This is a genomic window from Sutcliffiella halmapala (assembly GCF_002019665.1).
GTDB lineage: Bacteria > Bacillota > Bacilli > Bacillales > Bacillaceae_I > Sutcliffiella_A > Sutcliffiella_A halmapala.
On the sequence record NZ_KV917375.1, the window covers coordinates 2050800 to 2076333 of the forward strand.

The 25534-nt window shown below is 38.3% G+C and carries 28 protein-coding genes; 27 read left to right on the forward strand and 1 reads right to left on the reverse strand.

Translation table 11 applies throughout. The features are described from left to right. The first annotated feature begins 291 nt into the window (after positions 1 to 291). The 12 genes from aroC (at position 292) to aroA (ending at position 12914) form a co-directional block, all read left to right on the forward strand. Positions 292 to 1464: a chorismate synthase gene (aroC, locus tag BK580_RS09985; protein WP_078382724.1), complete on the forward strand. Its 1173-nt coding sequence runs from the start codon at positions 292 to 294 to the stop codon at positions 1462 to 1464. A 1-nt stretch (position 1465) separates the two neighbouring features. Beyond that, a complete protein-coding gene (gene aroB, locus BK580_RS09990; RefSeq protein ID WP_078382723.1) occupies positions 1466 to 2545 on the forward strand; it encodes a 3-dehydroquinate synthase in 1080 nt (359 codons plus the stop codon). A gap of 202 nt (positions 2546 to 2747) precedes the next feature. Beyond that, positions 2748 to 3113: a chorismate mutase gene (gene aroH / locus BK580_RS09995; protein WP_078380179.1), complete on the forward strand. Its 366-nt coding sequence runs from the start codon at positions 2748 to 2750 to the stop codon at positions 3111 to 3113. A gap of 295 nt (positions 3114 to 3408) precedes the next feature. Further along, positions 3409 to 4923 (forward strand): anthranilate synthase component I, encoded by a 1515-nt coding sequence (gene trpE, locus BK580_RS10000; RefSeq protein WP_078380180.1) that lies wholly within the window; start codon positions 3409 to 3411, stop codon positions 4921 to 4923. Next, positions 4916 to 5941, forward strand: coding sequence for an anthranilate phosphoribosyltransferase (gene trpD, locus BK580_RS10005; RefSeq protein WP_078380181.1), 1026 nt, complete (start codon positions 4916 to 4918; stop codon positions 5939 to 5941). The genes trpE and trpD overlap by 8 nt, the downstream gene beginning before the upstream one ends. Then, a complete protein-coding gene (gene trpC / locus BK580_RS10010) occupies positions 5931 to 6695 on the forward strand; it encodes an indole-3-glycerol phosphate synthase TrpC (protein ID WP_078380182.1) in 765 nt (254 codons plus the stop codon). The genes trpD and trpC overlap by 11 nt, the downstream gene beginning before the upstream one ends. Next, positions 6688 to 7347 carry a phosphoribosylanthranilate isomerase gene (locus BK580_RS10015; protein ID WP_078380183.1) on the forward strand — a complete coding sequence of 220 codons (660 nt, stop codon included), beginning with the start codon at positions 6688 to 6690 and terminating at the stop codon, positions 7345 to 7347. Before trpC ends, BK580_RS10015 begins: the two co-directional genes overlap by 8 nt. Further along, positions 7325 to 8536, forward strand: a complete 1212-nt coding sequence (trpB, locus tag BK580_RS10020; RefSeq protein WP_078380184.1) for a tryptophan synthase subunit beta — start codon at positions 7325 to 7327, stop codon at positions 8534 to 8536. Before BK580_RS10015 ends, trpB begins: the two co-directional genes overlap by 23 nt. Then, positions 8529 to 9329, forward strand: coding sequence for a tryptophan synthase subunit alpha (gene trpA, locus BK580_RS10025; protein WP_408055259.1), 801 nt, complete (start codon positions 8529 to 8531; stop codon positions 9327 to 9329). Before trpB ends, trpA begins: the two co-directional genes overlap by 8 nt. An 8-nt stretch (positions 9330 to 9337) precedes the next feature. Continuing rightward, positions 9338 to 10432: a histidinol-phosphate transaminase gene (gene hisC / locus BK580_RS10030; protein ID WP_078380186.1), complete on the forward strand. Its 1095-nt coding sequence runs from the start codon at positions 9338 to 9340 to the stop codon at positions 10430 to 10432. A gap of 59 nt (positions 10433 to 10491) precedes the next feature. Next, on the forward strand, positions 10492 to 11601 hold the full coding sequence (locus BK580_RS10035) for a prephenate dehydrogenase (RefSeq protein WP_078380187.1): 1110 nt from the start codon (positions 10492 to 10494) through the stop codon (positions 11599 to 11601). A gap of 26 nt (positions 11602 to 11627) precedes the next feature. Then, positions 11628 to 12914: a 3-phosphoshikimate 1-carboxyvinyltransferase gene (aroA, locus tag BK580_RS10040; protein ID WP_078380188.1), complete on the forward strand. Its 1287-nt coding sequence runs from the start codon at positions 11628 to 11630 to the stop codon at positions 12912 to 12914. A 137-nt stretch (positions 12915 to 13051) separates the two neighbouring features. On the opposite strand, the gene BK580_RS10045 is transcribed toward aroA, so the two are convergent. Next, the gene (locus tag BK580_RS10045) at positions 13052 to 13534 is read right to left on the reverse strand and encodes a glutathione peroxidase (protein WP_078380189.1); all 483 of its coding nucleotides are present in this window, start codon (positions 13532 to 13534) and stop codon (positions 13052 to 13054) included. 257 nt (positions 13535 to 13791) lie between these two features. Here BK580_RS10045 and BK580_RS10050 point away from each other — a divergent pair, with 257 nt between their 5' ends. From BK580_RS10050 to BK580_RS10125, 15 genes are all read left to right on the forward strand, one after another. Further along, entirely contained in the window at positions 13792 to 14244 is a 453-nt protein-coding gene (locus BK580_RS10050) for a MarR family winged helix-turn-helix transcriptional regulator (protein WP_078380190.1), read from the forward strand. Between the two features lie 356 nt (positions 14245 to 14600). After that, positions 14601 to 14996, forward strand: a complete 396-nt coding sequence (gene spxA / locus BK580_RS10055; protein WP_078380191.1) for a transcriptional regulator SpxA — start codon at positions 14601 to 14603, stop codon at positions 14994 to 14996. Positions 14997 to 15085: 89 nt separating this feature from the next. Further along, a complete protein-coding gene (locus BK580_RS10060; protein WP_078380192.1) occupies positions 15086 to 15511 on the forward strand; it encodes an RrF2 family transcriptional regulator in 426 nt (141 codons plus the stop codon). 124 nt (positions 15512 to 15635) lie between these two features. After that, positions 15636 to 15968 carry an IDEAL domain-containing protein gene (locus BK580_RS10065; protein ID WP_078380193.1) on the forward strand — a complete coding sequence of 111 codons (333 nt, stop codon included), beginning with the start codon at positions 15636 to 15638 and terminating at the stop codon, positions 15966 to 15968. Between the two features lie 42 nt (positions 15969 to 16010). Then, entirely contained in the window at positions 16011 to 16304 is a 294-nt protein-coding gene (locus BK580_RS10070) for a heme biosynthesis protein HemY (RefSeq protein ID WP_078380194.1), read from the forward strand. A gap of 213 nt (positions 16305 to 16517) precedes the next feature. Then, positions 16518 to 17423, forward strand: a complete 906-nt coding sequence (locus tag BK580_RS10075) for a hypothetical protein (RefSeq protein WP_078380195.1) — start codon at positions 16518 to 16520, stop codon at positions 17421 to 17423. A gap of 56 nt (positions 17424 to 17479) precedes the next feature. Next, positions 17480 to 18739: a tetratricopeptide repeat protein gene (locus BK580_RS10080; protein ID WP_139364871.1), complete on the forward strand. Its 1260-nt coding sequence runs from the start codon at positions 17480 to 17482 to the stop codon at positions 18737 to 18739. A gap of 32 nt (positions 18740 to 18771) precedes the next feature. Continuing rightward, a complete protein-coding gene (locus BK580_RS10085) occupies positions 18772 to 19308 on the forward strand; it encodes a ReoY family proteolytic degradation factor (protein WP_078380196.1) in 537 nt (178 codons plus the stop codon). Positions 19309 to 20264: 956 nt separating this feature from the next. Then, a complete protein-coding gene (locus BK580_RS10095; RefSeq protein WP_078380198.1) occupies positions 20265 to 20720 on the forward strand; it encodes a YpiF family protein in 456 nt (151 codons plus the stop codon). A gap of 328 nt (positions 20721 to 21048) precedes the next feature. Continuing rightward, on the forward strand, positions 21049 to 21558 hold the full coding sequence (locus BK580_RS10100) for a ubiquinol-cytochrome c reductase iron-sulfur subunit (protein WP_078380199.1): 510 nt from the start codon (positions 21049 to 21051) through the stop codon (positions 21556 to 21558). A 3-nt stretch (positions 21559 to 21561) separates the two neighbouring features. Beyond that, a complete protein-coding gene (gene qcrB / locus BK580_RS10105; RefSeq protein WP_078380200.1) occupies positions 21562 to 22236 on the forward strand; it encodes a menaquinol-cytochrome c reductase cytochrome b subunit in 675 nt (224 codons plus the stop codon). A 36-nt stretch (positions 22237 to 22272) separates the two neighbouring features. Further along, positions 22273 to 23067, forward strand: coding sequence for a menaquinol-cytochrome c reductase cytochrome b/c subunit (locus BK580_RS10110; protein ID WP_078380201.1), 795 nt, complete (start codon positions 22273 to 22275; stop codon positions 23065 to 23067). Positions 23068 to 23144: 77 nt separating this feature from the next. Next, entirely contained in the window at positions 23145 to 23741 is a 597-nt protein-coding gene (lhaT, locus tag BK580_RS10115; protein WP_078380202.1) for a lipoprotein heptaprenylglyceryl N-acetyltransferase LhaT, read from the forward strand. 59 nt (positions 23742 to 23800) lie between these two features. Then, positions 23801 to 24598: a sporulation protein YpjB gene (ypjB, locus tag BK580_RS10120; protein ID WP_078380203.1), complete on the forward strand. Its 798-nt coding sequence runs from the start codon at positions 23801 to 23803 to the stop codon at positions 24596 to 24598. Between the two features lie 121 nt (positions 24599 to 24719). Continuing rightward, entirely contained in the window at positions 24720 to 25394 is a 675-nt protein-coding gene (locus BK580_RS10125; RefSeq protein ID WP_078380204.1) for a zinc metallopeptidase, read from the forward strand. The last annotated feature ends 140 nt before the right edge of the window (positions 25395 to 25534 follow it).

Here is a 25534-nt window from a genome sequence, read left to right on the forward strand (position 1 = left end):
CCTTGAAAATAAGGTTCCGCTTTTGAATACCCTGTTGTTACTGTTCCAGGCGTTGGCGTATTTATTCAATTAATATCGTGTCATTATCGAAAATGTAGGTTAGCTTGGCGTCGATAAAGATTTCAATATTTCTATCACCTTTGCAAAAGAAATTTATATTAATTTTGCTTACTATCTACCCAAGCTTTTTTTTTATACCACTCTGAGCTAAACTTATGGTATAGTATTACATAAAACATTAACACTTAGATGCTTAAAAGCTTTAAAGGGATAAAGGAGATGCTGATGATTATGAGATATTTGACTGCAGGCGAATCACACGGACCACAGTTGACCACTATTCTTGAAGGGGTTCCTGCTGGATTACCTTTGACTACAGAGGACATAAATGACGATTTAGCGAGGCGACAAAAGGGGCATGGTCGCGGTAGAAGAATGCAGATTGAGAAGGATACAGTGGAAATTTTAAGTGGGGTCCGTCATGGACAAACATTAGGTTCTCCGATTTGCTTAGTGGTGGAGAATAATGATTGGAAGCATTGGACAAAGATTATGGGAATTGAACCACTTCCTGAAGAAGACCAAGAAGAAGTAAAGCGGAAAATTACCCGTCCACGCCCGGGGCATGCTGACCTTAATGGGGCGATTAAATATGGACATCGTGATATGCGTAATGTTCTTGAGAGGTCCTCGGCTAGAGAAACCACGGTAAGAGTAGCTGCGGGGGCTGTGGCTCGAAAATTTCTTTCCGAGCTTGGAATTACAGTTGCTGGGCACGTTACGGAAATAGGTGGCGTAAAGGCAAACCCAACGAATATCTCTAACTTGCAAGAGCTTAAAGATGTGACAGAGGCATCTCCAGTTCGTTGCTTTGATAAAAGTGTGGAACAAGAGATGATGGATGCAATAGATAGCGCGAAACAAAATGGTGACTCAATTGGTGGCGTAGTAGAAGTGATTGTGGAGGGCATGCCTTCTGGTGTAGGAAGCTATGTCCATTACGATCGTAAGTTAGATGCGAAGCTCGCTGCGGCAATTATGAGTATTAATGCCTTTAAAGGTGTGGAATTTGGCGTTGGATTTGAAGCTGCTCGACTGCCAGGAAGTAAAGTCCATGATGAAATTGCCTGGAGTGAAGAGCGTGGTTATTTCCGCTTATCTAATAATTTAGGCGGCTTTGAAGGTGGCATGACTACGGGGATGCCTATCGTAATTAGAGGGGTAATGAAGCCGATTCCAACTTTGTATAAGCCACTCCAAAGTGTTGACATAGAAACAAAAGAACCTTTCCAAGCAAGTATTGAGCGTTCTGATAGCTGTGCGGTTCCAGCAGCGAGTGTTGTCGCAGAAGCAGTAGTGGCATGGGAAGTTGCAGCAGCATTAATCGAACAGTTTGGACAGGATCGCATGGATCTGATTAAAGAAAATGTTCAAAGGATGCGAGAGCATGCCGCAGAATTTTAATATAAAAGAAGTAGTAGTGAAAACAGATTCCAAGTCCTACTCCGTTTATATTGGCGAAGGAGCGACTAACGTTCTTCCAGAAGTATTACAATCATTTAAAAAAGCGCCTACTACTATTTTAATAGTGACGGATGACCGTGTGGCACAGCACTATTTGTCTGATGTGGAAGCTATCATTGGACCGGAGTCTGCGGTCCACAGCTTTATTTTAGAAAATGGTGAGAGTGCCAAGTCCTTTCAAAATTATTACGAGCTTCAAACGTTTGCACTCGAAAAAGGGCTAGATAGAAATTCGGTCATTATTGCATTAGGTGGTGGAGTGGTAGGGGATATTGCTGGCTTTGTGGCTTCTACCTACATGCGAGGAATTAAGTTTATCCAGCTGCCCACAACTTTACTCGCTCATGATAGTGCAGTTGGCGGGAAGGTAGCAATCAACCATCCGTTGGGTAAAAATATGATTGGCTCCTTTTATCAGCCGGAAGCGGTCATTTATGATATAAATTTCCTTGCTAGTTTACCGGAAAAGGAACTAAGATCGGGCTTTGCTGAAGTTGTTAAACATGCACTCATTTGGGATGCTGAGTTCTACCAATGGATTAAAGCTAATATTCCGACTCTTGCTGACCTTACTGAAGAAAAGTTACACTTTTGCATTGAAAAGGGGATAAAGACGAAAGCTGCTGTCGTTTCTACCGATGAAAAGGAACAAGGATTACGTGCTATTTTAAATTTCGGGCATACACTTGGACATTCGTTAGAAGCATCGTACGGGTATGGTGAAATCACGCATGGTGACGGTGTAGCCTTAGGTATGTTGTTTGCAACTGAACTGAGTGAGGATCTATTTCCTGAGCTTTCACTTTCCGCTGAAATACGTGAACTTTGGCATAATTATAATTTCCCTACAAGTATTTCCTCACATATCGAACCAAAGGAAATTCTAAAATGGATGAAAATAGATAAAAAATCGCAAAACGGTCATATACATATGGTATTAATCCATTCTGTTGGAAAAGTTGCTTTAAAATTTATACCAGATGACGTAGTTCTGCAAAAATTACAATTGTTTTATAAGTAGGCTCTGTTAAAGTACAGTGTTGATTTTTACGTACCTAGTTGTTGATTGGAGCACGAGGCGAAGACTCCTGCGGGAGGTAGCGTTTTGTGGAGACCCCGCAGGCAAAGCCGAGGAGGCTCCACAAGCGCCCCGCGGAAAGCGAAGCCTCGTGCGGAAATCAACAGCGGTGTATAACAGAGGCTATAAATAAAGGGGGTATTAGGTGATTAGAGGAGTAAGAGGAGCGACCACGATTGATGAAAATACAGAGCAAGAAATTATAAAGAAAACCGAAGAACTTTTACTAACTATGATTCGCGCAAATGATATTATTGCGGAGGAAGTTGCCCAAGTTTTAATCTCTGTTACAGCAGATATTACGGCCTGTTTCCCTGCGAAAGCTTTACGAAATTTAGCCGGTTGGGATTATGTGCCTGTCATGTGTACAAAGGAAATTGCCGTCCCTAATTCTTTGCCATCTTGCATTAGAGTAATGATGACAGTGAATACGAAAGCTAGCCAAAAAGAAGTAAACCACATTTATCTGTATCAAGCGCGATCATTACGACCAGATTTATCCCCATCCTAAAGGTTGACAATTAGGAATGTTCTATCATATAGTACTACCAAGGAAAGATATAGTTAGAGTTTTTTAGAGCCTAGATGAGTAAGTTTTTTATGTAAGATATGAACCAAATGAAGCAATACATTAGTTTAGTTGAGATGAGAATAGCTGAGAATGAGTGAGTTTAGCTGAGGTGAGAATGTATTTTCGAAATCTACCCAAAGACTATCCTCGTCTTTGGGTTTTTGTTTTTTCCTCATTCGATCAATAACCTCTTGCAATAGCTCATTCTCCATTTAGAAAAATGGAGGAGATAGTTATGCACACACGCGAGTTTGCTGACTTTTTAGAATCAAGCAAACAATACAAAACCATACCCATAGTAGAAACTTTTTTTAGTGATACCGTTACACCCGTATCGATTTTCCAATCCCTGAAAGAAGAGGCGGCCTATATATTAGAGAGTAAAGAGCCGAACTCAGATTGGTCTAGGTATTCCTTTATAGGGCTACATCCATTTATGAAGATAAAAGGACAAGACACTAGTATTACACTAGAAGACCATAACAAGGTACTTTATACGTCTAAGAGTCTAAATGACGTGATAGAACAAGCGAATGCTCTTTTACAAGTTAAAAAGCTAGACAAAAAAATTGGTTTTACAGGAGGTGCCGTCGGCTATCTTAGCTACGACTTTATCTCTAACATTGAAAAGGTTCCGCTTCACCCGGGCTATCAAGGAGAGAATACGGTCCATCTCCTTTACTGTGAGTCTATTATAGTGATGGACCATAAAAAGAATGAAATTCATTTCATTCAATATGTGCGATTAACTAGTAAGGAAACAGAAGAAGAGTTACATGCGAAATATCAACAAGCATCGTCTGTTATTTCTAACTTTATTACTCTTTTGCGAAAAACAGAAAACACTGAGACTCTTTTAGGCGCTCAACAACAAAGGGAAAGTTTAGCAGTATCATCTAATTACACAAAAGTGGATTTCATAGATCATGTTGAGAAAATCAAGAACTATATTACAGCTGGAGATGTTTTTCAATGTGTTTTATCGCAACGTTTTGAAATGGAAGCGGAGCTTGATGGCTTTGATGTTTACCGAGTACTTAGAAAGCAGAATCCATCTCCATATTTATTTTATTTAAAGTTTGAGGAGATGGAGCTGATCGGTAGCTCTCCAGAGAGATTAATTCAAATACAAGACAATATGTTAGAAATTCATCCGATTGCTGGGACAAGAAAAAGAGGTGCTGATGAGAACGAAGATAAGCTCTTAGCAGAAGAGTTAATGCAAGATGAAAAAGAACAAGCCGAGCATTTTATGTTAGTTGATTTAGCAAGAAATGATTTAGGTAGAGTGGCGAAATATGGATCGGTGCATACTCCTATCATAAAACAGCTTGTTTATTTTTCGAAGGTTATGCATTTAATTTCGATCGTTAAGGGGGAATTAGCACCTTCTCATACTCCAGTCAATGCGCTACTTGCGTCCTTTCCAGCAGGGACTGTTTCGGGGGCACCAAAGGTTAGGGCTATGCAAATTCTTCAGCAATTAGAATCAACGGCTAGAAACACTTATGCTGGAGCGATATGTTATATCGGCTTTGATGGGAATGTCGATTCATGTATAACGATTCGGACCATCCAGAAGCAACAGAACAAGTTTTATATTCAAGCTGGTGCTGGGATTGTAGCAGATTCTGTGCCTGAGTCGGAATGGGAAGAAACGAAGAATAAAGCTGCGGCACTTATTGAAACCGTTCAAATTGCTAATACATTATTCCATAAGAAGTCAAAAGGGGGACTTCGATATGTTTAAAGCTTATTTAACAAAAATAATTAATAGTGAAACATTAACGTCTGAAGAAGCAAAAACTGCTATGGATTTAATGATGAAGGGGGAGGCAACCTCTAGTCAGATTGCCAGCTTTATTTCTATCTTGAGATTCCGAGGAGAAACGGTGGAAGAAATGATTGGTTTTACAATAGCAATGAGACATCACATGAAAGAGATTCCTTTTGAACACCCATATTTAATTGATACATGTGGTACAGGCGGAGACGGTGCCTCTACGTTTAATGTGAGTACCGCTGCTGCAATCGTAGCAGCAAGTGGCGGAGCAAAGGTAGCCAAACATGGAAATAGAGCAGTTTCTTCTGCGAGTGGAAGTGCGGATGTGTTAGAGCAGCTCCACCTCCCAGTTCAACAGTCATTAGAAGAAGCAACGAAAAATCTATCGGAAAAGGGAATGTCCTTCCTGTTCGCTCCCATCTACCATGAAGCAATGAAACATGCCGTTGCACCTCGGAAAGAAATTGGATTCCGAACGATATTTAACTTGCTTGGACCATTGGCTAATCCTGTGCGATGTAAAAAGCAAGTAATAGGGGTGTTTTCAGCAAGTTATGCACAGAAAATGGCGCAAGTATTAAATAGATTAGATTCAGAGCATGTCTTAATTGTGGCAGGAAATGATGGGCTCGATGAGATAACCATTACTGCAAAAACAAGTGTAGTAGAGGTGAAGAACGGGGAAATCCGGTCTTATACGATTAAACCCGAGGATTTTGGTTTTAAAAGAGGAACCTTAGCAGATATTCAAGTGTCGAATAGCTTACAAAGCGCTCAGTTAATCAAGCGGATTTTTCAAAATAAAGCGACAGATAGTGCTAAGCATATCGTAGCGTTAAACGCGGGAGCTGCTTTGTATGTAGCTGGTATTTCTAAAAGTTTAGCAGAAGGCGTGGAACTCGCAACCGAACTGATTGAAACGAGAAAGGCTTATAATCTATTGCTAGAGCTACAAAAAGAAGGAGTGAACTCGCATGTTAACTAAAATTGTTGCAACAAAGAAAGAGGAAGTGAGCAATTTGGAACTTCCTTCCCAGGCAATTGTGAAGAAGCACTCTTTTTATGAAGCGTTAAAAAATCCAAAACGATCAGTAGGTTTAATAGCGGAAATGAAGAAGGCATCCCCATCAAAAGGTGTATTAAAAGAAAGTTTTGCTCCGATTGATATCGGAGCGCATTATGAAAAGGTTGGTGTAGATGCGATATCGGTGCTTACAGATCAAAGATATTTTAAAGGATCGAAGCATGACTTAATGATGGTGAAGGAAACAACTAATCTGCCCGTTCTTCGCAAGGATTTTATTATAGATTCTCTTCAAGTGCAAGAGAGTGTTCGGATAGGTGCGGACGCCATTCTATTGATTGCTGAAATTCTAACAGATGAAAAGCTAACTCAGCTTTATCAAGAAGCAGTTGAATCAGGTTTAGATGTCCTAGTGGAGGTTCATAGCTTAGAACGGCTACAACAGCTGCTCCAGACCCTTACTCCTCGGATTATTGGGGTGAATAATCGTAATCTACAAAGCTTTGAAACAGATATCCAAGCGACGAAAGAGTTAGCACAATATATTCCGAGGTCCTCCTTATTAATCAGTGAGAGTGGAATCCTTACTTTCCAGGACTTACAGGCTGTTCAGTCCTACGGGGCAAATGCAGTGTTAGTTGGAGAAGCCTTTATGAGAGATTCCACACCTAGCGCTGGTGTGAAGCGGCTATTTGGAGAATTAGGAGATGACTAAACCGCTAGTGAAGTTTTGTGGGAATAAAACCTTACAAGATTATCAGATTTCTAGTAAGTCGCAGGTTGATTATCTCGGCTTCGTCTTTGCGAAAAGTAAACGCCAAGTAGGGATAGAAGAGGTTGCCTTATGGGTAAAAACGGAAACTTTTAATCAAAAGAAATTGGTTGGTGTGTTTGTTAATCAAACGATAGAAGAAATTGTTCTGACGGTGGATAGGATATCGCTTTCTGTTATCCAACTACATGGAGATGAAACTCCGACATTTATAAAACAGTTGAGGGAAAGAACAAATGCACATATATGGAAAGTTATTCACCATGATGATAACGGACTACAAAGGATGAATTGCTATCAAGGATTAGTAGATGGTTATGTAATCGATAATAAGGTAGGGAGCCAATACGGTGGCACAGGTCGTGTATTCGACTGGACCTATCTTCCTCGCTATTTAGAACAAGCCCAAGCTGAACAAGTGCCTTGCTTTGTAGCAGGTGGGATTAGAGAAGAAAATATATCTAACCTATTAAATTATCAGCCCGGTGGAATTGATTTATCTAGCGGGATTGAACATGAATTTAAAAAAGATTACAAAATGATAAATGTGATAGAAAGAAAGGTGAGGGACCATGCCACAAGTACAAACACCTGATAGTTTTGGAAGATTTGGCGAGTTTGGCGGAAAGTATGTACCAGAAACGTTAATGCTTCCATTAGAAGAATTAGAGACCGGTTTTCAAGAAGCCCTAATGGATAAGGGATTTTTGCAAGAATATCATTATTATTTAAAAGAGTATTCTGGAAGACCCACCACCCTAACATTAGCAGAGAACCTTTCTTCTAGATTAGGAGGAGCAAAAATCTATTTAAAGAGAGAGGATTTGAATCATACTGGGGCTCATAAAATAAACAATGCCATCGGTCAGGCATTACTTGCAAAGAGACTAGGAAAAAAGAAAATTATTGCTGAAACAGGGGCTGGTCAGCATGGAGTTGCCGCGGCAACGGTAGCAGCAAAGTTTGGACTAGAATGTAAAGTGTTTATGGGAGAAGAGGACATACAGCGTCAATCCCTCAATGTCTTCCGAATGAAGCTGTTAGGAGCAGAAGTGATACCGGCAACTAGTGGTAATAAGACCCTAAAAGATGCCACGAACGAAGCAATTAGATATTGGGTACAGCATTGCGAGGATCACTTCTATATGATTGGTTCTGTTGTCGGTCCACACCCCTATCCATATATGGTGCGAGAGTTTCAAAAAGTCATCGGGGAAGAGGCAAAGCGTCAGTTTATCGAACGTGAAGGACGGCTACCAGAGAAAGTAATAGCGTGTGTGGGAGGCGGCTCTAATGCGATAGGCATATTTGCTCCATTCATAGACGAGCAAGTCACCCTTATTGGAGTAGAGGCAGCTGGCAAAGGAATCGATACCCCTCTTCATGCAGCAACCTTAACAAAAGGAACGAAAGGTGTTATCCACGGTTCCCTTACGTATCTTCTGCAAGATGAGGACGGACAAATTACGGAGCCATATTCAATTTCTGCTGGACTAGATTATCCTGGGATTGGACCAGAGCATGCTTATTTAAAGGACACGAAAAAAGTAGAATATAAAAGTGTAACCGACCAAGAAGCAATTGAAGCTTTAGAGCTCTTAGCAAAGGAAGAAGGGATCATTCCAGCGATTGAATCCGCACATGCACTATCCATCGCTTTTAAAGAAGCTAAAACGATGTCAAAAGACGAAGCGATCCTTGTTTGCTTATCGGGTAGAGGAGATAAGGATGTTGACACACTCATTAAAAGAATGGAGGGGGAGCAATATGACGACCTTGTTTAAAGAACGTTTACCCAATCATGAGAAATTGTTTATCCCCTTTATTATGTCAGGGGATCCAACGCCTGAATTGACAATAAAAATGGCTTTATTGTTGGAAAAAGCAGGTGCCTCCATCTTAGAGCTCGGTGTCCCCTATTCGGACCCCTTAGCAGATGGCCCTGTTATCCAACGGGCATCAAAGCGCGCATTAAATCATAAAATGACAATTACAAAGACGATGACTCTTGCCGGAGAAATGCGAAGAAGGGGCTTGAAAATACCAATCATCCTCTTTACGTACTATAATCCTGTGTTACAATTAGGGGAAGAATCCTTTTTCGCTTTAGCGAGAGAAAATCAGGTCGATGGACTTCTAATACCAGATCTTCCCTTCGAAGAAAGTGCAGTAGTGAGACAAAGATGCGAAGAGCATGGATTAACCTATATTTCCCTTGTGGCCCCAACTTCGAAAAGAAGAATGATTACCATTTCCCAACACGCACAAGGCTTCTTGTATTGCATTTCGTCATTAGGGGTAACGGGAATTCGCAATGATTTTTCCGAACAGATTTACTCATTCTTAGCGGAAGTAAAGCAAAATAGTTCGGTCCCGACAGCTGTTGGTTTTGGAATATCAAAAAGAGAGCAAATTGAAGAGCTCATGCCATATTGCGATGGATTCGTAGTAGGTAGTGCATTGATTCAAATGATTGAAAACTCAAAAGAATCATTTAAACTAGATGAAGAAAAAGTTTTGCATGATATTAAACAACAAATAGAAGCGTTAATTTCCCCAATTTTAGCAGGAAGGTGATTGTGAGCATGGATATTAAAAAACAACTTTTATCTTTAACCCCTTATCAACCGGGAAAGCCAATGGAAGAGGTGAAAAGGGAGTTAAAATTAGAGAAAATCGTAAAGCTTGCATCAAATGAAAATCCATTTGGTTGCTCAAATAATGTGAAAACTGCCATTGTCGATCAATTAGAAAAGGCTGCAACCTATCCAGATGGATACGCTAGACAGTTAAGAGAAACTCTTGCAACTCATTTATCCGTTTCAGAGCATGAGTTGATTTTCGGGAATGGCTCAGATGAAGTAATTCAAATGATTTGCCGTGCCTTGCTGCACAGTGGAAAAAATACTGTTATGGCCACACCTACGTTCCCGCAATACAAGCATAATGCCATTATTGAAGGAGCAGAAGTGAGGGAAGTCTTAATAATAGATGGTCATCACCAATTAGACGAGATGCTATCTCAAATAGATGAAAACACGGCGATTGTATGGTTATGTAGTCCTAATAATCCAACCGGTACCTATATTAGTGAAGATAAATTACTGAATTTTATTCAACAAGTACCGAATACAACTTTAATCGTAGTTGATGAAGCATACAAGGAGTATGTCACAGCTGAAGACTATCCTGAAACATTAAAGCTATTATCGGATTATCCGAATCTACTTATTACAAGAACGTTCTCGAAGGCATATGGACTTGCTAGTTTCCGCATAGGGTATGGTGTTGCTAATAAAGAACTCATCCAACTACTTGAACCTGCTAGGGAACCGTTTAACACGAATTCTATGGCACAGGTGGCGGCAACGGCTGGAATACTTGATCAACAATTTATTAAAGAATGTGTTCAAAAGAATAAAGAGGGATTACAGCAATTTTATTCCTTCTGCCAAGAACTGAATCTTGCCTATTATCAGTCAGAAGGTAATTTCATTCTAATTGATTTTGAAACCGACGCAGATACTCTATTTAATTATTTATTAACAAAAGGATTTATTGTTCGATCGGGAACAGCCCTTGGTTATCCTACTTGTTTACGCATAACCATAGGAACCTTGGAACAAAATGCAGAAATTATTTCACATCTTAAAGAATTTAAACTTAAGCAAGCAATTTGATGTAGAGAGGAGCGATTCCTCTCTACTTAACTTTATCAAGGCATCAGGCGGTGAACGAAATGAATGGAAAAGTATTAATTATAGGTCTTGGCCTAATAGGTGGATCTGTCGCGCTGGCAATAAAAAAAGAGTATCCAAACACGACCGTAATTGGGTTTGATATTAATGAACAACAAGCGCGATTAGCGAAATCTTTAAAAGTGGTCGATGACTTCTGCCCGAACTATGAAAGTGTTGCGACTACTGCAGATTTAATTCTCATTGCAGTCCCTGTCATACAGGCAAATCTTGTTTTAGAGAATTTAAGTCGCTTGGATTTTACGAAGCAAGTATTAATTTCCGATGTGGGAAGCACCAAAGAGAAAATCGTTCAACGTGCGACTACACTATTTCCACGAAAAAATGTTACATTTATAGGGGGGCACCCAATGGCGGGTTCTCATAAAAGCGGGGTTATAGCCGCGAAAGCCCACCTTTTTGAAAATGCCTTCTACGTGCTGACTCCATCTGATGTGGAAGAAAGTAATGAGGCAATAGAAACATTAATAGCCTGGCTTAAAGGAACAAAGGCTAATATTGTAACCATGACGGCAAAAGAGCATGATTTGGTTGCAGGAGTCATTAGTCACTTTCCTCACATTGTTGCCGCTGGGCTTGTTCATCAAGCAGAGGACTTGCAGCAAAAGAGCCCATTTGTTTCGAGACTTGCAGCAGGCGGATTCCGAGATATTACTCGAATAGCCTCTAGTAATCCAACAATGTGGAAAGACATTTTAATACATAATAGAGAAACGCTTTTACAACTTATAGACTTATGGCTTGAGCAAATGAAAGAAGTAAAGGTGAACTTACAGGAAAGTCAGGAAGACAAGCTATTAGCTTACTTTCAATCCGCCAAACAGTTTCGTGATGACCTCCCAGTAAAAGCGAAGGGTGCCATTCCCTCATTTTATGATCTATATGTCGATGTTCCAGATTATCCAGGGGTTATTTCAGAAATCACCGGTTACTTGGCAATGGAGCAGATTAGTATTACTAATATTAGAATTATGGAGACTCGGGAAGAAATCTATGGTGTGTTACGTCTAAGTTTTCAGTCGGAAGATGATAGGCAAAATGCAGCAGATTGTATAAGTAAATACACAAATTATGAAACGTATACAGTATGATTTTTCAGGTAGGGAGTGAATGAAAGATGAGAAAGCTATCATATAAAAAATCAAGATTGAATGGTGCAATAAACATACCAGGAGATAAATCAATTTCTCACCGTGCCGTAATGTTTGGTTCGATGGCGCGTGGCAAAACAACAGTGGAAAATTTTTTACCTGGTGAAGATTGTCTAAGCACCATTAGTTGTTTTGAAAAGTTAGGTGTACAAATTGAAAGAAGCGAGACGGCTGTTACAGTCTATGGAAAAGGATTTGAAGGACTGAAAGAATCTTCAGACATATTAAATGTCGGAAACTCTGGAACGACAGCTCGTCTAATGATGGGGATTTTATCAGGATTGCCCTTTCACTCGGTATTAATCGGCGATGAATCAATTGCAAAAAGACCGATGAAGAGAGTAACAGGTCCTCTGCGTGATATGGGGGCGAGAATACAAGGAAATCAAGATGGCAACTTCACGCCGATTTCCATCCAAGGTGGAGATCTATCAGGGATAAATTACGCTTCTCCAGTAGCTAGTGCGCAAGTAAAATCAGCTATTTTGTTAGCTGGCTTACAAGCGAAAGGCAGCACGACAGTACAAGAGCCATTTAAATCACGAGATCATACAGAAAGAATGCTGAGAGCGTTCGGAGTAGACATAGAAATTGATGGATGCAACGTTAAGCTTGAGGGTGGACAAAGCCTAACTGCAGATTTACATATTGTGGTACCTGGAGATATCTCTTCAGCAGCATTTTTTCTAGTTGCTGGAGCCATTGTTCCAGACAGTAAAGTAACGCTAAAAAGAGTCGGGCTAAACCCTACGAGAACAGGGATATTGGAAGTACTGAAAGAAATGGGTGCTTCTTTAACTTACACGAATGTAGTAGAAGATGGACCGGAGCCTTATGCAGACATCACGGTAGTAGCATCCTCGTTAAAAGCGGTGGAAGTTTCAGGAGAAATCATTCCGCGTTTAATCGATGAAATTCCTATTATTGCTCTGATGGCTACACAAGCAGAAGGAACAACAGTCATCAAAGATGCACAAGAATTGAAAGTAAAAGAAACAAATCGAATTGACACAGTGGTAAATGAGTTGAAGAAGCTAGGTGCAAAGATTACTGCCACGGATGATGGCATGATTATCGAAGGCAAAACCAAACTTACTGGAGGTCAGTTAGACAGTTATGGTGATCATCGTATTGGGATGATGGGAGCAATCGCGAGTCTAATTGCAGAAGATGAAACTATTTTAGTAAATGACGAGGCAATTAATGTGTCCTATCCGAACTTTTTTGAACATTTGGAGAGCCTACTTGGATAGATAAAATTCTAAGATAAACGGAGCAGTATAATAAAATTATCGTAAAAACCTCCTCTAAGCTACAGTATGAGGAGGTTTTTTATTAGGTTAAAGAAAAATAAATATCTATCAGTCCATAAAATACTTCTATTGGTTACTTATCTATTTATTAATGCTTTTAAATCATTCTCTATATTAGAAGGTTTATCTTTTGAACCGTAGCGCTTTATAACCTTACCGTTCTGATCTACTAGGAATTTAGTGAAGTTCCACTTAATTTGTTCGGTACCGAGAATGCCTGTCGCTTCTTTTTTTAAATATTGAAATAGCGGATCAGCATTTGGTCCGTTCACTTCGATCTTACTGAAAATAGGAAAAGTCACTCCGTAATTCAATTGACAGAAACTTTGAATTTCTTCATCCGTTCCTTTATCACCGTTCCCAAATTGATTTGTGGGAAAGCCTAAGATTTCTAAACCATTCTCCTGATATTTTGAATAGAGGTCCTGTAACTCCTTAAATTGTGAAGTGAATGCACATTTGCTAGCAGTATTCACAATTAACATTACATTTCCTCGATATTCTTCAAGAGATTTCAAAGTTCCTTTATTAGTTGTTACAGTATAAGAAAAAATTGACATTTATCTTCATCCCTTCTTTTTGGATAATTTGTTATGTCCTTCGACATGTTTAATCTTATAACGCTATTAATTAATAGTCAATTAAATAGTGTGCTATTTTTATTGGTAAAAAATGATAATTGGAATAGGTTTTAGTTTGCAATTAATAAGAAGAAATACACAAATAAGCAACCAAAATCATTTGCTTTTAAAAATTCTCTAATATAAGGTAAACTAAAACAAAAATATTTTTATACATTGTGAAGGAAGGTTCCGATATGTCTGAAAATCAAAAGATGAAGCTCGAGGACATGCTCTGTTTTACGATATATGCTAGCTCACGTGAAATTACACGTTTATATAGACCTGTATTAAGCCAGTTCAATTTAACATATCCGCAGTATTTAGCTTTAGTTGTGCTTTGGGAAAAAGAAAAATGTACAGTAACAGAACTTGGAGACAGGTTGCTACTAGATTCTGCAACACTTACCCCCTTACTTAAACGTTTAGAGGCGTCTGAGTTAATAACTCGCAAGCGATCACTTGGTGACGAAAGAAAAGTGGAAATCACTCTAACAAAAAAAGGAGAAGAACTTCAAGCAGACGTTGAAGAAGTTTCTTTAAAGATATTTACAGAGTTGTGTCAAACAGAAGAAAACTATTATAAACTAATGGATATTAATAAAAATCTATTGGACAAAGCACACGAAATCGCACGTAAAGTCCGATAAAAATGGATTTTTATTAAACGGAATCAATGAAGGCTTTTTCAACATTCGAAAAAGCCTATCTAGTCAACTAAATTCTTAAAGAACCACAAATTTACATTTGACTTATTTAACTGTAAATATTATTATTACAGTAAGAAACCTAATTAATATCTATTTTCAAAGTAAACACCCATGCAAACCAAATTTGCAACATAGATGATGAAAAAGTGGAACGTCAAGTCTCCCCCGTCCCCCCTGTAGATTGAAGTGGAAGGTGTGAGACTCCTTCTTAGTCAACACTGGAATCTACATTAAGTAGCGTAGAGCCCAGATTCCATTGAATAATCCAAACTAATATAAGGAGAGTGTATGAATATATGGTAACTCTATATACAACACCTAGTTGTACATCTTGTCGAAAAGCCAAAGCTTGGCTCGAAGAACATAATATCCCTTATGTTGAAAGAAATATATTATCTAATCCACTTACAATAGAAGAGATCAAATCCATCCTTCGCTTAACCGAAGAGGGGACAGAAGAAATAATTTCAACCAAATCAAAAACATTTCAGGAACTAAATATTAATATAGAAAATCTTCCACTTCCTAACCTTTATCAACTAATGAGGGAAAACCCTCAAATGTTACGTAGACCAATCATTCAGGATGAAAAAAGATTGCAGGTTGGATATAATGAAGAAGAGATTCGTCGTTTTTTACCACGAAAACTTCGTACATTTCTGACTATAGAATCAGAACTATTAGCTAACTAGTAAAAGAACCAACAGTTAATAAAGAATTTTTTGATGGTGAAAAATGGAGAGTAAGAAACCACAATGATTGCTTGATCGGAGGAAGGACAATGAATAGTGAATTTACACTTGCCGTTCATAGTTTAACACTACTTGCACTACAGCCTGACCGAATGTCAACCAGTGAAGCAATAGCCGAAAGTGCTGGTGTACATCCTGTTCGTATTCGTAAAGTCCTAAGTTTGTTGAGGAAAAATGGGGTAATCAAATCAAAAGAAGGAATAGGTGGTGGATTTACTTTTGCTTTAGAACTTAGCGAAATAAATCTCTGGGACATCTATAAGCTAACTTCTATAGGTTCGCTGCAACCGAAATGCCCGGATTCAAATAAAGAATGCATAGTGGGGGCTAACATGAAACAAGTCTTGTTCGGCATTTTTATAGGTGCTGAAGAACATCTAAGCACATATTTAAAAGATTATACAATTAAAGAAGTAATCGATCTAATTAATCGAGAACAAAAGAACAGCTTTTAATAATGAAAGCTATTTTTTAATAAAAATGTAATAAAAAACATTACAGTTGAAGTGGGGTTTCTCTGTCTTAATAGTTTCACTACACGATATTGCGGCTCAATCAAAAATAAGAAGGTGAAATAATATGTTGCCTAAAAATAAAACGGTTTTAAAATCAGGGGATTGGATTAAGGGGAAAACTAGTGAAGGTGAGCTTGTTATAGGATATATAGAATCCTTCATGTTTGAAGAAGTAGTCAAGGTAAAAGTAGTTACATGTGATAATAACGATACGGTTGGAAAAACGGTGAATTTATTAAAAAAACAGGTCAATCGGTTACCCGTTTCAAACGTGACCAATAAGGCGCAGATTCTTTTTCTAATTGACTTAGCCTTAGCGACAGGGGATGAAGAGTGGTTTGTTGAACTATCCTCCAAATTAAATGCAATCAAAGAACTTGTTAAGGAATTACATTAAAAATAGATAATTTATATATTAAATTTGAATAGGGGCAGAAAAATGAAATGTAAAATTAACAGAAATGCTGCAAAGGTATTAAAACAGATGTTGGATAAAGAAGAAGTGAAGGAAAAAATGATCCGAGTATTTATCACTGAGAATCATGGGGATCATGCTCATTTTGACATTAAACTTGATTTACCTACTGAACATGATGAAATTGTGAAAACAGACAAAGAAATAGACATTTTACTAGATAAAAGGGAAGATTTTTTAGATGGTGTGTGGATTCAATATTTTTATGTTCCACAAGAAGGCTTTGTAATTACGAATTCATCATCAAAAATACATTAATTGAATAGGTTTATTGTGAGTCATCTGCTATTCGTTATCTAAAGATCAAAATAGCAGATGACATTATTTTTGTAAGCTGTCCTTTGAAATTCTAATCCGAACCTGTATTTTTTTCATTTCTATCTGAAATTTTTAAACCAAATCGACATATCAATCATATTTTCTATCATTCCAACATAGCTTGTCTTAAGACGTACTAATTAGGGTGATGCAATGGAATATATAATTGATGAAGCAAACATTGTACGCAATGAAAAATCCTTTGTAACTAGTTCCTTGCTTATTAAAGACAATAAGATACAGTTTATGAAGGATGTTATTCTTTCAAAAAAAATGATGAGAATGAATCTATCTCCCTATGTCATGACACCGGGGCATGTAATGGTTGTCGACGATCTACCTTTTATGACCTTCCAACAGTACAAATCTTACATCATCGAAAATTATATACGTAAGGGCTGTACCACACTCCTATCGGTTTTTACCATTCATACAGAACGAGAATTAGCACAAAAGCTTAAAGAAGCAAGAACACATATGTTAAATAGCCCAATTGATTACTATTTTGCCTTACGAATACCTCTACAAAAATTAACCCCTTCTCTTATTCGTCATTGTAAACGGTATAAGATCCCTGCGATATTACTTGAAATCGAGGAAGATTCTGATTTGCAAAACATTCCGTGGGGCTGGATGAAGGATGCACTTTATCAATTTCCAATTGCTTTTATCCCATGCTTAAGAAATAAACCTGCAAACATAAAAGGACTAAAAAAAACCTGGAAAACCATTATGAAAGAAGAAAAACTACCCCATTTAATAGAATGTCCAGAAGCGGGTAAGCCTCTTAGCTTAGATGTATTAATGAAACTTGGTATCTATCCAACTAAAGGAGATTTAAGGGTCGGTGGAGAATTAAACTATAATCTTTATATTTATCCAGAAGACCGTATTATTGAAACAATAGAGGATCTGGATTATGATAGTCATATTCCAGAAATTACGGTACATCAAGGTAATGTCATAAAGGTTGGTAAGAAAATCTCATTCCGACCTGGATTTGGAAATGAATGTACTGTAACGATACCAGGGCACTTTTTACAGGGGCGGGGAGTCTGATGCTCACCTGAACTAGCGCCGCTTACGCATTTTTAAATTAGAAGGGAAGTAGTATTTTGTCATACCAAGTAATTGAAAAAGCTTTAACGTTTATAGACAATGGAGAGGTGGAAAAAGGCCTTTCGATGTTAAGAGATAATCAAGCCACTTTTAATGAAGAAGACTTATTTCATACTGCACAAATTTATCAGCAGCTAGGAATGCTTGAGGAAGCTAAAGAGTTGTTAAGTGGACTATTATTACATTATCCTAACGAGTCCGATCTCATTCTTTCTTTAGCCGAGGTCTATATTGATCTTGATGAAGAAGACGAAGCAATGGCACTCCTTGAGAACATCACGGAAGAAGAGGAAGTGTATGTACAAGCTTTATTGCTTTTAGCCGACCTCTATCAATCGCAAGGATTGTTCGAAGTTAGTGAAAGAAAATTGCTTACTGCCAAAAAAATCGGTCCAAACGAACCAATCATTGATTTAGCTTTAGGGGAGGTTAATCTTTCCCAAGGTGAGTATAAAAAAGCGATTCCTTTTTATCAAGCTGTCCTTCCTCACAAGGATGACATCCAATTTGACTTAGAGGAAAGACTAGCGGAATGTTATAGTGCTACAGGTCAATTTGAAGAAGCGATTGCCTATTTCGACAAGGCTGTGCAAAAAGAGTTGAAAATTGACGTACTGTTTCAATACGGTTTTACTGCACTTCAAGCAGGATATTACAAGACCGCTATCGAAAAACTAAACGAGGTAAAAGAATTAGATTATGAATATTCTTCTCTTTATTTATATCTAGCTAAGGCCTATGAACAAGAAGGATTACTCGAAGATAGCTTGCGAGTTGCTAATGAAGGGTTAGTGGTTAATGAATATAATAAGGAGTTGCAAGTATATGCTGCTAAAGTGGCATTAATGCAAAATAACGTCTCAGAGGCTGTGCGATTATTAAGAGAAGCCATCGCTATTGATCCGGGATATCTAGAGGCAACAATTACCTTAACGAAAGTATTCATTCAAGAAGAGCGGTATGAGGATGTAGTAGATGTCCTTTCCGAACTCATTAGGTTTGGTGAAACAGACCCGCAATTTGATTGGGATCTCGCTGTTGCAAATCAGAAATTAGAAAAGTATTCTGATGCATTAAACCATTACCGTCAAGCATATACTTCTTTTAAAGATGATCCTGACTTCCTTTATGACTATGCATACTTTTTATTAGAGGAAGGAAAGAGAGACGAAGCCAAGCCTATATTTGAGAAGCTTATTCAACTTGATCCAACCAATATGGAACTTCAGGACGTATACACAAATCTGGAAGAGTAGTGACTATTCTACGCAGAGGAGGGACGATAGTTGTGGCTACCCCTGTATCTGTCAACGAGAAGAAAGACTTTATAAGGTGGTTCTTAGGTAACTATCAGTTAAAAAGACGTGAATGTGTGTGGATATTAAATTACTTAATGAGTCATGATCAATTAATGAGAAAAGTACATTTTGTCGAGCAAGCACAGTACTGCCCTAGGGGAATTATCATGTCGACTCATTGTGTAGAGGAAGTCCCGTTTCGATTTTACAAAGAAAATGTGATGACTACAGATGCAGAAAAGTCCTTTCATGATATTCGCCTAAACAGAGATGAGGATATCTATATTCAATTGAATTTCCGTTCTGTCTACCATTCTCCTCAATATGCGGCAGTCCTAGAGGAAAATCCATTCATGCCTAAAACAACGCAAACGAATGAAAAAGATCGAATCGTAGCGGAACGCTTTTTAGAAGAATCCATTTTCACATTTCAAAAAGAAAAACTGTTATCCCAAATTGACGATGCTCTAGATCGTCAAGACCAGGAAGCTTTCCAGCGACTAACTGAACAACTGAAAAAATTATAGTGTTTTATAGGACCTTGCCTTTTTAGGAGCAAGGTCTATTTTTTTTTTGAAACAAATAGGAAAATTGTTAGGAATAAAAATGGCAAGTGGAGATGGGAAACCTGAGTGTGGGAGTGAGAATAGGGACATTAGCATTGGATCGTGCCCTTAAAATGAGAAAAGTAAAAATAGAGGGAACGATGAAGAGCGGATCGTGCCCTCTAAACGTGAAAAGTGAAAATAGAGGGAACGATAAAGCACTGATCGTGCCCTCTAAACGAGAAAAGTGAAAATAGAGGGAACGATGAAGAGCGGATCGTGCCCTTTAAACGTGAAAAGTGAAAATAGAGGGAACGATGAAGCGTCGATCGTGCCCTCTAAACGAGAAAAATGAAAATAGAGGGAACGATGAAGAGCGGATCGTGCCCTCTAAACGAGAAAAATGAAAATAGAGGGAACGATGAAGCGTCGATCGTGCCCTCTAAACGAGAAAAATGAAAATAGAGGGAACGATGAAGAGCGGATCGTGCCCTCTAAACGAGAAAAATGAAAATAGAGGGAACGATGAAGAGCGGAACGTGCCCTCCAAACGAGAAAAATGAAAATAGAGGGAACGATGAAGCGTCGATCGTGCCCTCTAAACGTGAAAAGTGAAAATAGAGGGAACGATGAAGCGTCGATCGTGTCCTCTAAACGTGAAAAGTGAAAATAGAGGGAACGATGAAGAGCGGAACGTGCCCTCTAAACGAGAAAAATGAAAATAGAGGGAACGATGAAGAGCGGAACGTGCCCTCCAAACGAGAAAAATGAAAATAGAGGGAACGATGAAGAGCGGATCGTGCCCTCAAACTAAGAAAAAAGAAAATATGATTCTTATATTTTAATCACAGTGAATGATTTGACCTCTACAAATTTTAATCTTATATTAGGTAAGATAATAAATTACATATCTAAATTATAGAAAGAGTTGATCCTCCATGAAATGGACAAGCAAAGATATAACACAGTATGTTCAAGCAAAAGAGTATATCGACACTGTCATCATTCCATTAATATCGGTAAGTTTTGAAGAAGATATAAAAAGCTTAGCATCACATGGCGAATATATAACCATACTAAGTCATGAATTAGAAAGGCAATTTAAAGGAAGAGTAATATTATTACCTTCTTATTCTTACTTACATAACGAGTCCTTTGACTCCAAAGTACCTCGTTTGAATGAATATGTGAATCATATCAAACAAAATATGAAACATGTATTTCTTCTTACATCAGATAGCAACTGGACACAAAAGGAACAGGAGTTAGAAGGTAAGCTTGTATGGCTGCCAGCAATACCACTAGAAGACATGGACGAGAAGTACAAAAAGAAAATCCTTCAAGATCAAATGAATCAACTATTACCGATGTTTATTCAAAAATGGCAACAGTAAGAAGTGAATTTTAAAAAGTAAGACATTCATTAAAGTCTTAAACTCCCGAGCCCTCCCGCGATCGATGCCGCCTGGCACGGAAATCATCAGGGAGTTTAGCAGGTAACCTTACTATTTTCAAGTTAGACTACAGTAAAAAAGTATTCCTTTAGTATGAACTTCTAAATTATGTCCAAAATAAGTCACAAGGTTGCCATTATTTCAATCAAGGAGATTATTGACCTTGGGCGAAGATTGATATATCATGAGAATGTCCTAGTTTTCTATGTGTTAATAACCTAACTGTCCGTTAATGGACTTAGTTTTTTCTATAGAGGGGGGAAAAACAATGAGTGAGAAAAACCATCGTGTGTCTAGACGTCAATTTTTAAACTATACCCTTACTGGTGTAGGCGGATTCATGGCTGCAGGTATGCTTATGCCAATGGTTCGATTTGCGATTGACCCAGTTTTAAAAGCTGGAACAGATCAAGATATGGTTGCGGTCTGTGAAGAAAGTGAATTAACTAATGAGCCACAAAGTTTCAACTTTAAAATTGAACAAGTAGATGGATGGTATGAATCTGAAGAACCAAGAACAGCTTGGATTTTTAAGGATGATGGCGGTAATATCGTCGCTTTATCTCCTGTCTGTAAGCACTTAGGCTGTACGGTAAACTGGGGATCTGACCCAGCAAACCCAAATATGTTCTTCTGTCCATGTCATTACGGCTTATACGAAAAAAGCGGTAAAAACGTACCTAATACACCACCTCTTGCTCCACTAGATGTGTACGAGCATAAAGTGGAAAACGGAACAGTGTACTTAGGTAGTGCGAAACCTAAAGGGGAGGCGTAATAATTGTTAAATAAGATTTATGATTGGGTTGACGAACGATTAGATATTACGCCGATGTGGCGGGATATTGCAGACCATGAAGTTCCTGAACACGTAAACCCAGCGCATCACTTCTCAGCATTTGTATACTGTTTCGGTGGATTAACTTTCTTCGTTACTGTCATTCAAGTTTTATCCGGAATGTTCTTAACAATGTATTATGTTCCAGATATTAAAAATGCTTGGGAATCTGTTTATTACTTACAAAATGAAGTAGCGTTCGGTCAAATCGTACGCGGTATGCATCACTGGGGAGCGAGTCTTGTAATTGTAATGATGTTCTTACATACGTTACGTGTTTTCTTCCAAGGTGCATATAAAAAACCACGTGAACTTAACTGGGTGGTAGGAGTTCTTATCTTCTTCGTTATGTTAGGTCTTGGTTTCACAGGTTACTTATTACCTTGGGATATGAAAGCGTTATTCGCGACGAAGGTAGGTTTACAAATTGCAGAGGCAACACCGGTTATTGGTACAGCAGTGAAAACTTTACTTGCTGGTCACCCTGAAATCGTTGGAGCACAAACTTTAACTCGTTTCTTTGCCATTCATGTATTCTTCTTACCAGCAGCTCTATTTGGATTAATGGGAGCTCACTTTGTCATGATTCGTAAGCAAGGTATTTCAGGACCACTATAAGATATATATTTTTGATAACAAAGGAGGGGAACATGTATGCATAGAGGAAAAGGTATGAAGTTTGTTGGTGATTCTCGTATCCCAGCTACTCGCAAACCAAATATTCCGAAGGACTACTCAGAGTATCCTGGTAAAACGGAAGCGTTTTGGCCAAACTTCCTTCTAAAAGAATGGATGGTCGGTGCGGTATTCTTAATTGCTTTCTTATGCTTAACTGTTGCGCATCAGCCGCCACTTGAACGTGTAGCAGATCCTACTGATACTGCATATATTCCGTTACCAGACTGGTACTTTTTATTCTTATACGAGCTACTTAAATATCAATACGCTGCTGGACCATACACTGTAATCGGTGCGATGGTAATGCCAGGTCTTGCGTTCGGAGCCCTTTTACTTGCTCCATTCCTAGATCGTGGACCAGAACGTCGTCCAAGCAAGCGTCCAATTGCAACTGGTTTAATGCTATTAGGTATCGCATCTATCTTCTTCTTAACTTGGCAGTCTGTTGATTCTCATGACTGGGAAGCTGCAGCAGAGCAAGGGGAAATTAGAGATGAGTTAGCGATTGAAATTGATGAAGAAGCAGAAGGCTACCAAATTCTTTCCGCCAATACTTGTTTATCTTGTCATGCTAACAATTTACAAGGTACACCTGGTTTGGCACCTTCATTAATAGACAATCCTGACATGACTCCTGAAGAGTATGCAGATATTGCTAAAAATGGTGTTGGTACTATGCCTGGAGATGTTTTCAAAGGCACGGATGAAGAGCTAGAAGTTCTTGCTGAATACTTAGTAGAAATGAATAAATTAGCTGCAGAAGCTGAATAAGAGAACTGGCTATTATAGCCAGTTTTTTTGTATACTCTTTTTATACATAATTATAGTAAGTAAAGTGAGGCTGAACGATGTTAAATTGGTTTATTTATCTATTGAAAACGCCCTTTATGCTTTGGTCTGTCCTTATCATAAATATTTTAGGGACAGTCTATGGGTACATATGGTATGGATATCAACTAAAGGAAACACCAGCAATTTTTCTTATTTTTGTTCCGGATAGCCCTACAGCTAGCCTCTTTTTTGTCTTTGTGCTAATCGGATTTATCATGAAAAAGAATTTTAAGCTTTTTGAGGCACTTGCAATCGTTACACTAGTAAAGTACGGAATATGGGCTGTGGTCATGAATATATTGACTCTATTAGAAACAGGTTATCTTCCGATAGAGGGATATATGTTAATATTTTCTCATGGAGCGATGGCTGTCCAAGGTGTATTGTATAGTCCTTATTACCGCTTTACAATCTGGCATTTAGTTATCGCTGGTGTATGGACATTGCATAACGATGTCATTGATTATGTGTTTAAAATGATGCCGTGGTATGGAAGCTTAATAAAATATATGCCTCAGATTGGCTATTTTACTTTTTGGTTAAGTATTTTTTCCATCGCAATAGCTTATTATTTTTCAGTTCGAAAAGATCGGCAAAAGTTATCGCTTAATTAAAGTTCTAACCTTGTCCACTCTCTCATAAAATTTACTAGAGAATATGGGAGGGACAAGCGATGAATGGAAAAAGGATTATCGTACTATTACTTTTTTTACTATTAATTATTCCAACTAGTTTCGATGCACACTCTCATACGGAAGTGCAGCCTTTGAAATTAAATATACTTACAGATGATGCCTTACAATTAGTGAAAAATGAAAGATATGTGGAAGCGCACAATTTACTTGATATTTTTTCGGACGAATTTACTAAAGTAATGATGGAAGAACGTACGATGACGATGGATCAAATTCGTATTATCACCATTGTCCATGATCAGTCAATGGCAGCAATGGCGGATTTAACTCTTCCACATGAGGAAAAAGTACGAGCTATCACAAGGCTACGTTTAGTGGTGGATGCGATGACTTCAGAGCATCAACCCTTATGGACGGAGATGGAAGGCTCGATTATGGCTACTTTTAATCAACTAAAGGATTCTGTTGAAATAAGAGATAGTTCCTCCTATCAGCAATTGTATCAGCGACTATTATTGAATTACAATTTGATTCACCCAAGCTTACGCATGGATGTAAAGCCAGAATATATTCAAAAGGTGGATGCTCATATTGACTATCTCTATGAGTATAGAAATGAACTCCTTTCTAGTTCACAAAGTGCAGAAGAGTTACAAGTTATTGAAGCAGATTTAAAAGCATTATTTACAGAGTTAAAAGAAGATGAAACAGATCCATCTTTAATTTGGGTAATGATTTCGACAGGCAGTATCATTTTTCTAACCTTATTTTATGTCGGCTGGAGAAAATATCAGGCCGATAAAAAACGCGCAAAAAGAAAGAAACAGAAAGATTGATGGAAATGGTTCAAAGGGAAGAACAAAGGGAATAAAAATAGGAGAAAGTATTAATCCTAGAAAAGATAACTTTTGCAGGTACCTTGAAAACAATCGCAAAAGCTACAGGAGGATTCCCTTTATGGTTCTTTATTTACTATACTTTGCCATTCTTCTTATTGTTCCTTTATGGGCACAAGCTAGAGTGAAAAATGCGTATAAGAAATATTCAAAGGTTGCTTCTTCATCAGGGATGTCTGGAGCAGAAGTGGCTCGGAAAATCCTGAACGATAACGGATTATATGACGTGCGTGTCGAAGAAACTCGTGGAATGCTAACCGATCATTATGATCCACGTAGTAAAGCTGTTCGGTTGTCTTCGCATAATTTTCATGGGAATTCTATTGCAGGAGCGGCTATTGCTGCACATGAAGTGGGACATGCCATTCAGGACGAGCAGCAGTACGCGTTTTTGCGTTTTCGCCATTCCTTAGCTCCTATAGCGAGTTTAGGTTCTAATATGTCGTTTTTTATCATTTTTGCTGGGTTAATCTTTAGCATTAATAATTTAATTCTTGTCGGAATTGTCTTTATGGCAGCGGCTGTACTGTTTCAATTAGTAACGCTACCAGTCGAGTTTGATGCTTCCAATAGGGCGATGGATTTAATGATTGCTGGCGGAGTTATAACAAATAGTGAAGAGCGGAATACGAAGAAGGTTCTAAATGCTGCTGCGCTTACGTATGTCGCTGCTGCTGCAGTGGCAGTGGCAGAGTTGGTCAGATTTATTTTGATTTATTTAGGAAACAGGGAATGATGAAACGTGGCTTTGTGAGCACGTTTCTTTTTTTATGGTTCTATTAAACACCGCTGTTGATTTCCGCACAAGGCTTCGCTTTCCTCGGGGCTTACGAGAGCCTCCTCGGCTTTGCCTGCGGGGTCTCCACAAAACGCTAC